13 protein-coding genes are annotated in these 14015 nt (G+C 71.5%); 3 read left to right on the top strand and 10 right to left on the bottom strand.

Features of this window, described 5'->3' with window-relative positions; translation table 11 throughout:
• The first annotated feature begins 65 nt into the window (after positions 1-65).
• Positions 66-1055 (top strand): response regulator transcription factor, encoded by a 990-nt coding sequence (locus tag ACFYSC_RS27665; RefSeq protein WP_389967529.1) that lies wholly within the window; start codon positions 66-68, stop codon positions 1053-1055.
• Between the two features lie 143 nt (positions 1056-1198).
• On the opposite strand, the gene ACFYSC_RS27660 is transcribed toward ACFYSC_RS27665, so the two are convergent.
• From ACFYSC_RS27660 to ACFYSC_RS27650, 3 genes are all read right to left on the bottom strand, one after another.
• Positions 1199-1642, bottom strand: a complete 444-nt coding sequence (locus ACFYSC_RS27660) for an ATP-binding protein (protein ID WP_389967527.1) — start codon at positions 1640-1642, stop codon at positions 1199-1201.
• 231 nt (positions 1643-1873) lie between these two features.
• Positions 1874-2632, bottom strand: coding sequence for a DUF1206 domain-containing protein (locus ACFYSC_RS27655; RefSeq protein WP_362938341.1), 759 nt, complete (start codon positions 2630-2632; stop codon positions 1874-1876).
• A 103-nt stretch (positions 2633-2735) separates the two neighbouring features.
• Complete coding sequence (locus ACFYSC_RS27650; protein WP_362938344.1) at positions 2736-3668, bottom strand: Ppx/GppA phosphatase family protein; 933 nt, start codon at positions 3666-3668, stop codon at positions 2736-2738.
• 135 nt (positions 3669-3803) lie between these two features.
• On the opposite strand from ACFYSC_RS27650, the gene ACFYSC_RS27645 reads away from it, so the two are divergent.
• Positions 3804-4955: a polysaccharide pyruvyl transferase family protein gene (locus ACFYSC_RS27645; protein WP_362938347.1), complete on the top strand. Its 1152-nt coding sequence runs from the start codon at positions 3804-3806 to the stop codon at positions 4953-4955.
• Positions 4956-5134: 179 nt separating this feature from the next.
• Here ACFYSC_RS27645 and ACFYSC_RS27640 read toward each other — a convergent pair whose 3' ends face one another.
• Positions 5135-6298, bottom strand: coding sequence for an acyl-CoA dehydrogenase family protein (locus ACFYSC_RS27640; RefSeq protein WP_389967524.1), 1164 nt, complete (start codon positions 6296-6298; stop codon positions 5135-5137).
• A gap of 20 nt (positions 6299-6318) precedes the next feature.
• Positions 6319-6834 (bottom strand): MaoC family dehydratase, encoded by a 516-nt coding sequence (locus ACFYSC_RS27635; RefSeq protein WP_389967522.1) that lies wholly within the window; start codon positions 6832-6834, stop codon positions 6319-6321.
• Between the two features lie 250 nt (positions 6835-7084).
• On the opposite strand from ACFYSC_RS27635, the gene ACFYSC_RS27630 reads away from it, so the two are divergent.
• Positions 7085-8143 carry a ferritin family protein gene (locus ACFYSC_RS27630; protein WP_389967520.1) on the top strand — a complete coding sequence of 353 codons (1059 nt, stop codon included), beginning with the start codon at positions 7085-7087 and terminating at the stop codon, positions 8141-8143.
• Positions 8144-8185: 42 nt separating this feature from the next.
• Here ACFYSC_RS27630 and ACFYSC_RS27625 read toward each other — a convergent pair whose 3' ends face one another.
• From ACFYSC_RS27625 to ACFYSC_RS27605, 5 genes are all read right to left on the bottom strand, one after another.
• Entirely contained in the window at positions 8186-8488 is a 303-nt protein-coding gene (locus ACFYSC_RS27625) for a hypothetical protein (protein WP_389967518.1), read from the bottom strand.
• Positions 8489-8495: 7 nt separating this feature from the next.
• Positions 8496-9017, bottom strand: coding sequence for a hypothetical protein (locus ACFYSC_RS27620; RefSeq protein WP_389967516.1), 522 nt, complete (start codon positions 9015-9017; stop codon positions 8496-8498).
• Positions 9018-9127: 110 nt separating this feature from the next.
• Positions 9128-11041, bottom strand: coding sequence for a hypothetical protein (locus ACFYSC_RS27615; protein ID WP_389967514.1), 1914 nt, complete (start codon positions 11039-11041; stop codon positions 9128-9130).
• A gap of 714 nt (positions 11042-11755) precedes the next feature.
• Positions 11756-12709 carry an NADP-dependent oxidoreductase gene (locus ACFYSC_RS27610; protein WP_362946759.1) on the bottom strand — a complete coding sequence of 318 codons (954 nt, stop codon included), beginning with the start codon at positions 12707-12709 and terminating at the stop codon, positions 11756-11758.
• A gap of 257 nt (positions 12710-12966) precedes the next feature.
• Entirely contained in the window at positions 12967-14007 is a 1041-nt protein-coding gene (locus tag ACFYSC_RS27605) for a zinc-binding dehydrogenase (protein WP_389967564.1), read from the bottom strand.
• Positions 14008-14015 lie beyond the last annotated feature (8 nt).

Below are 14015 nucleotides of genomic sequence, written 5' to 3'. Positions count from 1 at the left end.
CGCATCAGATAACTTACGTACTTCCTATTTAGGTTGGTTTGCGGCAGTCTGTGCGTGGAGGAGACATGGATCAGATCACCCTGAGCCCGCGCCACCTCCACGCGTTCACCGAAGTGGGCTTCCAGATCGCCGGGCGCGGTGGCGCGGCCGGCGCGATGCGCGCCCTGCGCGAGGTCGTCCCCCTGGACGCCTACGAGTTCGTCGCCTACGACCCCGTGACCGGCCGGCACCGCAGCCTGGTCGCAGGCGGCCACCCCCGGACGGACGACGACGCCGCGGAGGAGTACGCCCGTCTCGCCCCCTACCGCCGGGCCATGGACCTGCGGACGCCGCTGCCGATGGGCGCCCCCGGCACCGAGCGCTACTTCCGCCGCCACCTGGAACCGTACGGCTGGCGCTCAGGGCTGACCGCGCCCCTGTTCCTGGCGGAGGGCGGCGGAGACGGCCGGTACACCGGCCTGCTCCACCTGAACGCCCGCGACCCCGCCGCCTTCCCCTCCGGGACCGGCACGCTGATCGGCGCCGTCTCCCCCGTCCTGGCCCACGTCACCGACCTGAGCCGCTGCGTGGTCAACCCGGTCGGCGTGCCGCCGGGCTTCCGCGCGGCGGCGTTCGACCGCAACGGCGACCGCCGGGACGTCGCCGGCGCCCCGCACTCGGCGGCCGTCGCCGCCGAGCCCGCCATGGCCGGGCTCGCCCGGGAGTTCATCGACTCGCGTGAGCTCAACCGGCGGGGCCTCTGGCTCGACGCCACCGGATGCTGGCACGAGGTACGGCTGATGCGCGCCGGGGTCGGGCCGCACGGCGCCCTCCAGGGGGCGGTGATCGCCGAGCGGCCGTGCGCGCCGCCGTACGAGCTGACCGCGCGGGAGGTCGAGGTGATCACCCGGGTCGCCCTCGGCGACTCCAACCCGCAGATCGCGGCGGCGCTGGTGCTGAGCGTCCGCACCGTCACCACCCACCTGGAGCACATCTTCGCCAAGCTGGGCTGCGAGAGCCGGACCCGGCTGACCACCAGGGCCCTGGCCGAGGGGCTGTGCCGGCTGTCCGTGTGACGGCCGGGGTGGCCGCGCGGGGTGCGGAACGGCCGTCCGCGTGAAGGCCGGGGGCGGGATGCCCGGGTGAGGCCGGGCCGGGGGCGGAGCGCCCGTGTGAGATCCGGGCCGCCGGCCGCGCCTTCGCCGGGCGGCCGTCGAGGTCAGCGGACGCCGGCCAGCCGGGGCTCGGGCACCGCGGCCGACTCCAGCACGAGCTCGAACCAGACCCGGTTGGACCCGGCCTCCCTGACCAGGCCCCAGCGGTGCGCCAGTGCCTCCACCAGCGGCAGGCCGCGGCCGCCGGTGGCGTCGGCCGGGGCGCGGCACACGCACGGCGCCGCCGCCGACCCCTCGTCCTGGACGCAGACCCGCACCCCCGAGGCGGAGCAGGCGACGGTGACGGTGAACGCCCCGCCGCCCCCCGACCGGGAGTGGACGATCGCGTTGGTGGCGAGCTCGCTGGTCAGCAGCACGCAGTCGTCGTGGAGCGGGTGGTCGCGCCCGAGCGTGACCGACACCAGGCGGCGTGCCCGCACCACCTGGTCGGGAGAACCCGCCAGGCGGAGAACCCATTCGCCGCCGTCGTACTCCGATGAGACGTCCATCTGGCCCCCTCCGAGGTGGTCCGCGCACTGAGAGGACGCGACGCTCCAAGAGGGAGATGTCTCACAAAAGTAGGAATCCGATGGCCCACCGGACAGTCAGGTCGGGCTTGCCAGGAGGGCCGCCGCCTGCATGGCCGCCTCCCGGACACCAGAAGGCCGCATCCGTCCCAGACGGATGCGGCCTTCCGGGGAAAACGCCGGTGGCGCGCTCCCCGCCCGGCGTCCGCCGCGCTACACCCGGTGCCAGCGCGCCTCGAAGAAGCAGTAGACCGCGAAGAGGAGCAGGCCGATCGCGATGAGGGCGAGCAGCCACGGGCCCGCGGGGGCGTCGGCCAGGGCGCGCAGCGTCGAGTCCATCCCCTTGGCCTTGTCCGGGTCGTAGGTGACCGCGGCCTGGATGACGAAGACGCCGGCGACCGCGGCGATCACACCCCGGGCGATGTAGCCGGCCATGCCGAGCTTCTCGGCCAGGTTCCGCACCTTCGGCGGCATCTCACCGGTGCGCATGTTCTTGAGGAACTTCTTCTTCCATCCCCGGTACGCCCAGTACGCGCCGAGGGCGATCAGCCCGAGCCCCGCCAGGCCGACCAGGAACTGCCCGCCGGGCAGGTCCATCGCCTTGGCGGTCAGGTCGTGGGAGCTCTTGTCGGTCGAGCTTCCCGGGTCTCCCTTCAGCAGCGTGCTGACCAGTGCCGCCACGATGAGCCCGTAGACCACCGTGCGCGCGACCGACTCGACGCGGTCCTTGGTCTCGCCGCGGCCGATGACGGCCTCCGACAGCTGCCAGAGGGTCAGCGCGACGAAGCCGGCGACCATCAGCCAGAGCAGCACCGTGCCGAAGGGCTGCTCGGCCACCGTCTCGATCGCGCCGGTCTTGTCGGCCTCCTTGCCCCCGCTGCCGCCCTCGAAGGCGATCTGCAGGGCCAGGAAACCGATCAGTCCGTAGAGGACGCCACGACAGGCCAGTCCGAGCCGGGTCAGCCTCTCCAACGTCCGACTGTTCGCCGCCCTGTGCGCGGCGCCTTCCACCTCTGCCTGAGCGCTGTTCATACTCATTCGCTCTTACCGGTCAAAGGGAGAGTAAACTTCACCCTCAGCTTTCCGGCATCGCGTCCAGCCGCCGGAGGATGACGCCCTCGCGCAGCGCCCACGGGCATACCTCCAGTTCGCCGACGCCCAGGAGGTCCATCGCCGCGTCGGCGACGATCGCCCCGGCCGGGAGCTGGGGCGCCCGCCCCTCGGACACCCCGGGCAGCGCCGCCCGCTCGCGCGCGCTCATCGCGACCAGCCGTCCCACCCATTCCACCAGGTCGGCGTGCCTGAGCACCCGGCGGACGCCGAGCCCCTCGGTGGAGGGCGCGGCCCCGGCGATCCTCGCGAGCTGGCGGAAGGTCTTGGAGGTGGCCACCGCGTGGTCGGGCCGGCCGTACCGGGTGGCAGCGGCCACGACCCGGGCGATCTCCGCCCGCACGTGCCGGCGCAGCTCCCGCGCCTCGGCGGGCGGGGGCGGGTCGGCGGTGAACCGGCCGCGGGTGAGCCGCCCGGCGCCCAGCGGCAGCGAGACCGCGACGTCCGGCTGCTCGTCGATCCCCGAGGCGATCTCCAGCGACCCGCCGCCGATGTCCAGCACCAGCAGCCGGCCGGAGGACCAGCCGAACCAGCGCCGCACCGCGAGGAACGTCAGCCTCGCCTCGTCCTGGCCGGACAGCACCTCGAGACCCACCCCGGTGGCGGCCCTGACCCGCCCGAGGACCTCCTCGCCGTTGGCGGCCTCCCGGACGGCGGAGGTCGCGAAGGCCATGAGGTCCTCGACGCCCTTGTCCTCGGCGATCCGCACGGCGTGCTCGACGCACTTGAGCAGCCGCTCGGCCCCGGCCTCCGACAGCCGCTCGCCGTCCTCCATGTGCTCGGCGAGCCGCAGCTCCTCCTTGTGGGAGTAGGCGGGCAGCGGCCTGGCGCCCCGATGGGCGTCCATCACCAGCAGGTGCACCGTGTTGGAACCGATGTCGAGAACGCCCAGTCGCATGGGATGAAATTACTACTGTTCGTCCCCTCGCCGGGCCGTACGGAGTCTCCCCCGGCAGGGCGTAACGGTCCTCCGCACGGGGTACTCACGTTGAAAAAGGACATAAATCCCTAAATGATGAAAGAAGGGATAAATATGAACGATGCTCGGGGGCCGACCGTGGGCATCCTCGGCTCGTACGGCGGCCGCAACCTCGGGGACGAGGCCATCCTGACCAGCATCCTCGACGGCATCCGGCGGGAGCGTCCCGACGTGACCCCCCTGGTCTTCTCCCGCTGCCCCGGCTACACGCACGCCCACTACCCCGGCGTCGAGGTGACCGGATGGGAGGGGATGAGCCGCGAACCCGTCTCCCAGGTCATCGCCCGCCTGGACATGCTGGTCCTCGGCGGCGGCGGCATCCTCTACGACACCGAGGCCCGCCGCTACCTGCGGGTGGCCCAGCTCGCCCTGGAACGGGACGTCCCCGTCTTCACCTACGCCCTGGGAGCCGGACCGCTCACCACCCGCACCGACTGCACGATGACGCGGGAGACCCTGACCTCCGCCGTCGCCGTCACCGTCCGCGACGAGGAGTCCCGGCTGGCGCTGGAGGAGGCCGGTGTGATGTCCCCGATCATCGTCACCGCCGACCCCGCCCTGCTGCTCGAACCCGAGCCGTTCGGCCGGGACATGCTGCGCGCCGAGGGCATCAGGGAGGGCACGCGGCTCGTCGGCATGAACGTGCGCGAACCCGGCTGCGCCGCCGAGCACCTCGACGTGCAGGGATACCACGAACTGCTCGCGCACCTCGGGGACTTCCTGGTCAACCGGCTCGACGCCGACGTCGTCTTCGTGCCGATGGAACGCGACGACATCCGGCACTCCCACGCCGTGGTGTCCCACATGAACGCCGCCGGCCGCTGCCGGGTGCTGCACGGCGACTACCGGCCCCGGCAGATCCTCGGCCTGACCCGGCACCTGGACCTCGCCGTCGGCATGCGGCTGCACTTCCTGATCTTCGCCGCGATGCGCGGCGTCCCGCTGCTGCCACTGCCGTACGCGGGGAAGGTCTTCGACTTCGCCCAGCGGATCGGCGCGCCGGCCCTGCGGGGCGTGGTCAGGGAGGCCGCCGGCCCGCTGCTGGCAGAGGTCGACCGGGTGTGGGACGAGCGGCCCGCGCACACCGAGCGGATCAAGGCCCGCATCCCGGCCCTGCGCGCCATGGCCGCCACGACGGCCGAGTACTTCCTGGAACAGCTCGACCGCCTCACCCCGCACGCCGCCGTCTGGAGCCGGACGGCCTAGCCGGCGCCTCACGCCGCATCCCGCCCGGAGCGGGGTGATCCGGCCGGAGCCCGGCGGACGACGCGGAAGCGGGGTGATCGGCCGGAGCCCGGCGAGCGACGTGGGAGCGGGATGGCTCCGCCGTACCTGTCCCGGGTGGCTCCGCCGTACCTGTCCCGGGTGGCCCCGCCGTACCGGCCCTACCAGCCCAGCCGGCCCTTTCCGGAGATCAGCGCGCGGGCGATGACCATGCGCTGGACGTCGTTGGTGCCCTCCCCGATCGCCATCATCGGCGCGTCGCGGTAGAGCCGCTCGACCGTGAACTCCGGCGAGTAGCCGTACCCGCCGTGGACCCGCATCGACTCCAGCGACGCCCTGATCGCGACCTCGGAGGCGAAGTACTTGGCCATGCCCGCCTCCATGTCGGCCCGCTCCCCCGCGTCGGCCCGGGTGGCGGCCCAGTAGGTGAGCAGCCGGGCGGCCTGGATCTCGGTCGCCATGTCGGCCAGTTTGAGCTGGATCGCCTGGAAGTCGGCGATCGGCCGCCCGAAGGCGGCGCGCTGCCGGGAGTAGTCCAGCGCGGCGTCGTAGGCCGCCTGGGCGACGCCGACCGCGCGGGCCGCGATGTTGATCCGGCCGAGCTCCAGCCCCGACAGGACCTGCTGCATGCCGCGCCCCTCGACGCCGCCCAGGAGGTTCGCGGCCGGGACCCGCACGTCGTCCAGCACGACCTCGCACGACTCTGTGCCCTTGTAGCCGAGCTTGGGGAGGTCCCGGCCCACGGTGAAGCCCTCGGCGGAGGCGTCCACCAGCAGCACCGACATGCCCCGGTGCGCCGGCTCGGTCCGGGACGTCTTCACCAGCACCGGCAGCGGGTCGGCGTGGCGGGCGTTGGTGATCCACGTCTTGACGCCGCGCACCACGTAGTGGTCCCCCTCGCGGCGGGCGGTCGTGGTGATGCCCTGAAGATCGGTTCCGGCGCCCGGCTCGGTCAGCGCGATCCCGGTACGGCGGGCGCCGGTGGCCAGGTCCGGCAGGTAGGCCGCCTTCTGCTCGGCGGTGCCGTACCGGGCGATCATCGAGCAGGCCAGGGAGTGCGAGCCGATCGTGCCCGCCACCCCCATCCAGCCGCGGGAGATCTCCTCGAAGACCAGGGCGAAGGAGACCATGTCCGCCGCCAGCCCGCCGTACTCCTCGGGGACCGACAGTCCGAACAGGCCCATCCGCTTCATCGTCTCGACGATCTCGGCGGGATGGCGGCCCGAGCGCTCCCATTCCGCGGCGACCGGCACGATCTCCCTGTCCACGAACGCGCGCAGCGTCTCGCGGAACGCCCGCTGCTCCTCGGTCAGTTCGAAGTCCATGTCGCTCCTCGGGAGGGGACCTAGGCCAGCGGCCCGTTCTTGGCCCGCGGGAAGTAGCCCTTGTCGTGCGGCGCGTCGCGTTTGTAGACCATGACGGTCCGCCGCCACGACATGATCTCGTCACCGTCCTGGTTGAGCCCTCGGGTGCGGCAGGTGACGATGCCGGCGTAGGGACGGGAGGCCGACTCGCGCTTGTCCAGGACGACCGACTCGGCGTAGACCGTGTCGCCGACGAAGACCGGGTGGCTGAGCCTGATCTCCTCCCACCCGAGGTTCATGATCGCGGTCTGGCTCACGTCGATGACCGACAGGCCGAGCACGACGGCCACGGTGAACCCGGAGTTGGCGATGATCCTGCCGTAGGGGGCGCGCTCGGCGAAGTGGGCGTTGAAGTGGTTCTGGTTGGTGTTCATCGTCAGGAGGCTGAACCACGTGTTGTCGGCCTCGCTGATCGTGCGGCCGAGCGGGTGCTGGTAGACGTCCCCGACCACGAAGTCCTCGTAGTAGCGGCCGATGCGGGCCTCGTGCAGGGTCACGGGCGGCTCCCCGAGGCTCGGCGGGCGTCAGGCCATCACACTAATGATCGCCCGTTCCGGCGGTCAACGCTCCCGCGCCGCCCTTCCGGGAGGAAGGAACCCATCCCGAAGACCCTTCTCCCACTCATGGTGATTATTCCATGACGAAGGGTAGTCAAATATGGTGACGGCGCGCGACCGGACCACCCGGCCGCCCGGCGGGAGGCGACGCGGCCGTGTCCCGCACCGGAGACTCGACGGAGGATGTCACATGGGAGAGCGGGTTCGGGCATGGCGGACGGCGGGGGCCGCCGCCCTCGGCGCGACGGCACTGCTGGCCGGGCCCGTCGCCGGCGCGGCGGCGCTGCCGTCCGGGCCGGTCACCGGCGCGGCGGGCGGCGGTCTCGGAGACGGCGACCCCGGAGCGGGCGGCGGCCCCGGGGGCGGCGGCGATCCCGGAGCGGGCGGCGTCTCGGCTTCGACCCGGGACGACCTGATGAACGCGATACAGGGTGAGGCGTTCGCCTACGCGAAGTACCGCGCCTACGCCGCGCAGGCCGGCCGGGAGGACCTGCCGGACGTCCAGGAGCTGTACGAGCGCATCGCCCGCGTCGAACTGCGCGAGCACCTCGCCGAGCAGGCCAAGCTCGCCGGGCTCGTCGGCGACGACGCCGCCAACCTGCGCACCGCCATCTCTGGGGAGACCTACGAGGCGAGGACGATGTACCCCGGGTTCGCCGCCCAGGCCCGGGCCGCCGGCGACCCGAACGCGGCGAAGCTCTTCTCCGAGATCGCCGGGGACGAAGCCGGCCACCGCTCCCGGTTCACCCGGGCACTGCGGGCCCTCTCGAACCCGTCGTCCGGGGTGTCCGTCCCCGCCGGCCCGGTCGCCCGGCCGGTGAGCATCCCCGAGGGACCGCCCCAGGTGTCGGCGCGGACGCTGGAGAACCTGCGGACCGCGATGCGCGGCGAGGCGCTCGCCCACGCCAGATACGGCCTGTACGCCGAGCACGCCCGGGCGAACGGCCATCCCAGGCTGGCCATGCTGTTCGAGCACATCGCACAGATCGAGCTCACCGAACACTTCGCCGAGGAGGCGAAGCTCGCCGGGCTGGTCCGCTCCACCGCGGCCAACCTGTGCGAATCGGCCGCCGGGGAGACCCAGGAGGGAACCGGCATGTACCCCGGCTACGCCCGGAAGGCCACCGCGGCCGGAGACCGGGCGGCGGCGGAACGGTTCTCCGAGATCGCCCGCGACGAGCTGAAACACGCCCGGGAGTTCAAGGACGCCCTGTCCAGGCTCGGCGCGAGCTGCCCGCCCGGCGGGTGACGCCGGTCCTCAGAGCGGGTCCCACAGCTTTTAGAGGGGGTCTCAGGGCAGGCCGTACCTGCTCCTGATCGCCTGAGCCTCCTCCTCGGTCACCTGACGCGGTGTGCGGGCCAGAGCCTGGCGGAGGTCGGCGAGGACCCTGTCCACCGAACCACGGACGCGGGCGTGATGAGAGGCGAGCTCGGCGTCGAACCGCTTGGCGACCGGCCCGGTCCACACCTTGCCGGAATGGAACTCCCGGCAGGGCGCGTCGAGACTGTTCTCGATCTCCTGGACCAGCGGCTCGACCGTCCGCAGAGTCTCCCCCAGCGCCTCGTGGAGCGGGTTGGGCACCATCTCGGCCATGATCCGGTCAGTCCCCCTTCGGGGAGGCGGAGTCCTTGCCCTCCGGAGAGGGGGACGCGGTGGACACTGGCTTCGCGGAGGGGGCGCTGGCGTCGGTGATGAGCTTCGGCGCGATGAGCTTCATGAGCGCGAGCACATCGGCGGCGTTGTCCCGCCCCTTGACTCCTATGTCCAGCTGGATACTGATCTCGGCTTTTCCGCGGACGAGCATGGCGTATGCGGCGTTGCTCGTGCTGTGCGAAGACTTGAAATAGTAACCGATGGAACCGGGAACGATCTCCGGCAACGCTGCTGCACCGTCATCGAGTTGTTCTTCGACCTCCTCCGGATATCCCCCCGGTGTGAGATCTATCAGTAGCACCTTCAGGCGTTCGCCGCTTCGCTGGTAAACCGCACAACTGCCGATGCCGAGACCCTCTGCGGCCGCCAGATCGAAATAACCACGGACCAACGGGTTCTGCACCCCGGTCATCAACTCCACCGCCTTGAGCGGGATGTGATCACATATGTACGGCGGGGTGTCCGCCACAGGCAGAGGAGTACGGTTCACCTGACTAGAATCGTCTGGCCTGGCCTGGCATGCCGCGACCAGAACCAGGAGACATGACAGCGCCATCACGGCGGCGGACGGCTTTCGCATCATACTCCATACCGGGCGAAGCCATTGGTGAACCCTTGATCCAAGGGGTCTTCGACTTCCCGCCACGGCTTACCCGACAACCCGTCGTAAAGCCATCGCTCGTAGGCTTCGAGACGTCGGTCATCAGGCCCACCGGCGGCTTTTTTGTCGACCAACTTGTCCATGGACATGAGTGTTCGACCGTCACCCTCAAGGAAATTATTGGGATTCTTCCGAGGGTCTTCACCCTTTCTCATGTCTTCTAGGGAAGCCCACGGGTGAGTTTCGTCCGGAGGGTCGGCTGAGCCGAAAAGACCGTGTTTGAGCATCGCCTGGGCCGTGAGGTCATGGAGGAGAACCCTGGTCCGGTCGACAGCGGCGTCAGCATTACCACGGGCTTTGTCCTCTGCGTCTCCCCTGATGCTGTCTTCGAGCAAGCCTGTCCACGCTCCGATGACCCCGGCGCCGATCGGCCACGCGGCCTTCTGCGGGATGGCCAACCCGGTGTTGACCACCGCTGTAAGCACCTTCATATTGCGAGCCTGTGCCTCGTCCAACTCCTTGCCTTCCACGATTTTGGCCAGGCCCGCCGCATCAGTGATCATCCCGAATCCCGCTCCGATCCGTTTGGCGTTGGCCAGAAGCGCCCCATTGCCGCGCCCCTTGGAGATGTCCGCAGCGCCATGATCTAGAAGCAGACCGGTGAACGCGGTTTGGGCGGCCAGAACGGGGGCGAAGGCATCCGGATCCACGAACGCCTCTTTCATTACCCGGTGCAACTCTTCCTTATCGAACTGAGCGCTCCAAGGATCCTTTCCCGGCATATGGAGATAGTCGGCTCCCCGGACTCCCGGCACAACGGTGTCCCCGCCTTTCCTGGCCGAATGGTCGATGTCGCCGATGTACCCCGCCAAAATCCGCCCCGTGCTCACCGGTTTCACGAGCGAATCGTCACCCTCGATGATCCGCCCCGCCTCCAGATGGACGAACTCCGAGGCCAGCTTGGCCGACAGGTAGCCGCGTGAGGGCTTGTCCGGCGAGCCGTCGTGGTCGCGGAAGGTGAGCGTGGCCGCTTCCAGCGCCTTGCCCAGCGCCTCGCCGCCGTCGCCCAAGGGCCGCTCGGTCAGGTAGTGCTTCAGCACGGAGGGGTCGCTCACGAAGAAGTCCTGGGCCGCCGCCGGGTCACGGCCGAGCGCCCTCATGAGGTCCGCCATGACGTTCGGGTGCAGGGGCGCCTGCCGGTCGCATGCGTCGATCTTCTTCGCGATCGTCAGCAGGAAGGCACTGCTGAAGGTGCCGTGCTTGAGCGCCAGCACGGTCGCGTAGCCCCGCTTCCAGCCGGTGTAGCCGGTCTTCCCCGCCGGGTCGAGGTCGGAGGTGAGCTCGTCGTACCATGCCCCGCCGAGCTTCGAGCCGGCCGTGCCGAGCGTCCTGCCGAGAGCCGTCTGCAGCCGTTTCGCCTGCTTGTCGTTCTCCCGCCCCGGTCCCACGGTGTCCGTCATCAGCTTGCGGAAGCGGGTCGCGCCCAGTGCGTTCATCAGCGCCGTGGCGAACGTCGCGTCCCCGGTCCGCTTCTCCATCTCCGCCAGGGTCTTCCCGTCGATCTCGCCGCTCTTCGCGGCCTCGGCCAGCCTGGTGGTAGCGGCGTAGACGTCCGGGTCACGGGCGGCCTTGCCGTACAGGGCCTCGTCGAAGGCGACGGGGCCGTCCGGGACGCCGCCGGAGGAGGCCCCCCAACCGGTCTGCTCCTTGCGGATCGTCTCGCTTCGGCGCCGCAGGTCGGGCCGGCTGCCCTCGATCCAGCTCCGCACCTCGCGCAGGGCGCCCAGTCCCGAGGTGTCCAGGTCGAGGCGTTCCAGGGCGCGGCGGATGCGCGGTTCGTTCCGGCCGAGCGCGTTCTCCGCGCGGCCGAGACCCCGCTCGAAGCCGTCCATCGCTGCGGGGTCGATCCCGGAGTACTCGCCGTCCACCGAGGGCGGGGGCTGGGTGGGCTGGGGATGGGCCGGGGTCCGGCTCCCGCCCGTCCCGGAGGCGGTCGGAGACGGCTGCGGCACAGCCGGCGGGCCGGGTTGCGGTGAGGGACTCGGCACCGATGAGAGCCTGGGCACGGAGGGGGAACCGGACGCCGGAGCGGGGGCGGCCGACGGGGACGGGCTGGGCGATGGGTGGGTCATGGGGGCCTGGGCTCCGGCTCGGTCCGTGGAAAGCGGCAACTCCGGCGACAAGATTAATTTCAATCTATCGGCCCGTAAAGATCACCGGTGGATTTCGGTGGTCCACGGAGTGGTGAAACCGTTCCGGAGAGCATTATGGTCCGGAGTTTTCTCCCCCTTCCTCCCTCCGGGAGAGGTTCGCTGGTTTCCGGCCTCGGTAATACGGGTCATTTGCCACCGCGACGTTCCCTAGGGATAGGACCGTCCAGAAAATCGGGTCGTACGGTGCCCGGCATCCTGTTCGCGTTCCAGCGGACCAGAGGAAAGGGGCGGACGGCGATCAACCGGTCGGAGAGGCGGCGGACCTCTCCCCCGGCGCGCTCGCCCGCTCCCCCGTCACGCCGCCCGCTCCCCCGTCACGCTCGCCTGCTCCCTCGGCACGCCCACCCGCTCCGCCGCCGCGCTCCCATGACTCCCGTCAGATCCTGACTCCCGTCAGATCCGCACGACGAGCTTGCCGTGGACGTGGCCGGATCGGCTCAGCTCGAACGCCTCGCCCAGTTCCTCCAGGGCGAACGTGCGCGCCACCGGAACGGTGAGCCTTCCCGCGTCGGCGAGTTCCCCGAGGGTGGTCAGGTCGGGACCGCTGGGGCGCACCCACATCCACTGCCCGCCGGCGGCGACGACGGAGTCGTCCGCGATCGAGGCGTGCCGCCCGCCGTCGGCGAGCACCGCCAGGGTGTCGTCCAGGACGCCGCCCACGAAGTCCGCGACCACGTCGACGCCCTCCGGGGCGAGGGAGCGGACCCGTTCCGCCAGGCCCTCGCCGTACGCCACCGGCTCGGCGCCCAGGGCGCGCAGCCGGTCGTGGTTCGCCGGGGAGGCCGTGCCGATCACGCGGGCGCCCAGGGCGGCCGCGATCTGCACGCCCAGCGTGCCGACGCCTCCCGCCGCGTTGTGGATCAGCACGGTGTCGCCCTCGCCGGTGCCGAGCCGGGTCAGCAGCTGGTAGGCGGTGAGACCGGCGAGCGGCAGCCCGGCGGCCTCCTCCCACGTCAGCGAGGCGGGCTTGCGCGCGAGCGCGCGCACAGGCACGGTGACCAGCTCGGCGAAGGTGCCGCCGTGGACGTAGTCCTTGCGGGCGTAGGCGATGACCTCGTCGCCCACCGCGAACTCGGGGGTGTCGATGCCCACCTGCTCGACGACGCCCGCGACGTCCCATCCCGGGACGACGGGGAAGACGGTGTCCATCAGGGCGTCGAGACCGCCGGACATGAGCTTCCAGTCGACCGGGTTGACCGCGGCGCAACGCACCCGTACCAGGACCTCGCCGGGCCCGACCTTGGGACGCGGCAGGCGCGCCGGAGCCAGGACCCCGGTGTCGCCGTAGGCGTCGTACGCCATCGCCCGCATGGTGTCGCCGGCGCTCGTGTCTCCGCCCCCGGACATCGCTCCCCCTCCCTGGGAGGCCGCCGCCGACGCGGTTCGTCCCGCGGCGCCTCACCGATGAGCGCAGGATACCCAGGCAGTCGATCACAAACTGTGAGGCTCCACACACGACCGCGCCGTACGGTCCCGCCAATGACGATCACGCGGATTCCACCTCCGGCCCGCCGTTCGTTCCCCGCCGGCGCCCGGAACGTACGGCCAGCCGCTCCTCTCCCTTCCCTGTCGGCGCCCAGGAACGTACGGCCGGCCGCCGTGTCCTACGGCACGAGGACGAGGCGGATCGGGTCGCCCGTCTTGTTCTCCAGCCGGGCGACGGCGTCGGCGGCGTCGGCCAGCGGGATGTGGGCGGTGACGGAGGGCGCCAGATCGAGGCGACCGGTGGCGGCCAGCCGTACGAGCTGCTCGACGTGCTCGGGAGAGGAGCCGTAGTGGCCGCGGATCTGGTTCTGGCGGTAGCTGAACCGCGTGCCGTCGGTGACGGTGAGCGGCTGCGGGGTGAGCCCGGCCAGGACGAGGACGCCGCCGGGGCCCAGGACCTTGGCGGCCTGCTCCCGGACCGCCGGGACGCCGGCGAAGTCGAACGCCGCCTCCAGGCCGCGCCCGCCGGTGGCCTCCCTCACCGCGGCGGCGAAGCCGGGGTCGGCGGGATCGAGGGCCAGGTCGGCGCCGAAGGCGAGTGCGCGCTCACGGGCGCCGGGCAGCGGATCGACGGCGATGACGGGCGCCGCCCCGGCCAGCCGGGCGATCCGGACGCCGTGCGCGCCCAGGCCGCCCGCGCCCCAGACGCCGACGGCCTGGGCCGGGCGGACCTGCCCGGTCTGCACGACGGCGGCGTAGGGGGTGGAGACCGCGTCGGGGATGATGGCCGCCTGGTCGAACGGCAGCGCGTCGGGGATCGCGACGAGCGTGTCCTCTCGGGCGAGCGTGTACTGGGCCCAGCCCCCGTCGTAGTCCACGCCCCGGGTGAGCGGCAGTCGGCACGGGCGCCGGCGCACGCAGTCGGCGCACCGGCCGCAGGACTGCCCGGCCTGCAGGGCGACGCGCGCGCCGGGGGCCCAGTCCCCGGCGACGTCCGGGCCGAGACCGTGGACGACCCCGGCGACCTCGTGGCCGAGGGTGACCGCGTCGGAGAGGCGCAGGGGCCTGAGGCTGCCGTCGATCAGGTGGACGTCGGACAGGCAGACCCCGGCCGCCCTGACCTCGATGAGCACCTCCCCCGGGCCGGGGACGGGAACGGGGACCTCCTCCACCGCGAACGTCCGGGGGTCGGTGTCCAGGTGGAGCCGTCCGGCGAGCATGGTACGCA

The sequence above is a fragment of the Streptosporangium sp. NPDC004379 genome (assembly GCF_042873875.1).
Lineage (GTDB): Bacteria > Actinomycetota > Actinomycetes > Streptosporangiales > Streptosporangiaceae > Streptosporangium.
This window is presented reverse-complemented; position numbering and strand designations above follow the sequence as displayed.

Coding starts and splice junctions, on each gene's coding strand:
- ACFYSC_RS27665 (WP_389967529.1), top strand. CDS start 66: ATGGATCAGATCACCCTGAGCCCGCGCCACCTCCACGCGTTCACCGAA.
- ACFYSC_RS27660 (WP_389967527.1), bottom strand. CDS start 1,642: ATGGACGTCTCATCGGAGTACGACGGCGGCGAATGGGTTCTCCGCCTG.
- ACFYSC_RS27650 (WP_362938344.1), bottom strand. CDS start 3,668: ATGCGACTGGGCGTTCTCGACATCGGTTCCAACACGGTGCACCTGCTG.
- ACFYSC_RS27645 (WP_362938347.1), top strand. CDS start 3,804: ATGAACGATGCTCGGGGGCCGACCGTGGGCATCCTCGGCTCGTACGGC.
- ACFYSC_RS27640 (WP_389967524.1), bottom strand. CDS start 6,298: ATGGACTTCGAACTGACCGAGGAGCAGCGGGCGTTCCGCGAGACGCTG.
- ACFYSC_RS27630 (WP_389967520.1), top strand. CDS start 7,085: ATGGGAGAGCGGGTTCGGGCATGGCGGACGGCGGGGGCCGCCGCCCTC.
- ACFYSC_RS27625 (WP_389967518.1), bottom strand. CDS start 8,488: ATGGCCGAGATGGTGCCCAACCCGCTCCACGAGGCGCTGGGGGAGACT.
- ACFYSC_RS27615 (WP_389967514.1), bottom strand. CDS start 11,041: ATGGACGGCTTCGAGCGGGGTCTCGGCCGCGCGGAGAACGCGCTCGGC.
- ACFYSC_RS27610 (WP_362946759.1), bottom strand. CDS start 12,709: ATGTCCGGGGGCGGAGACACGAGCGCCGGCGACACCATGCGGGCGATG.
- ACFYSC_RS27605 (WP_389967564.1), bottom strand. CDS start 14,007: ATGCTCGCCGGACGGCTCCACCTGGACACCGACCCCCGGACGTTCGCG.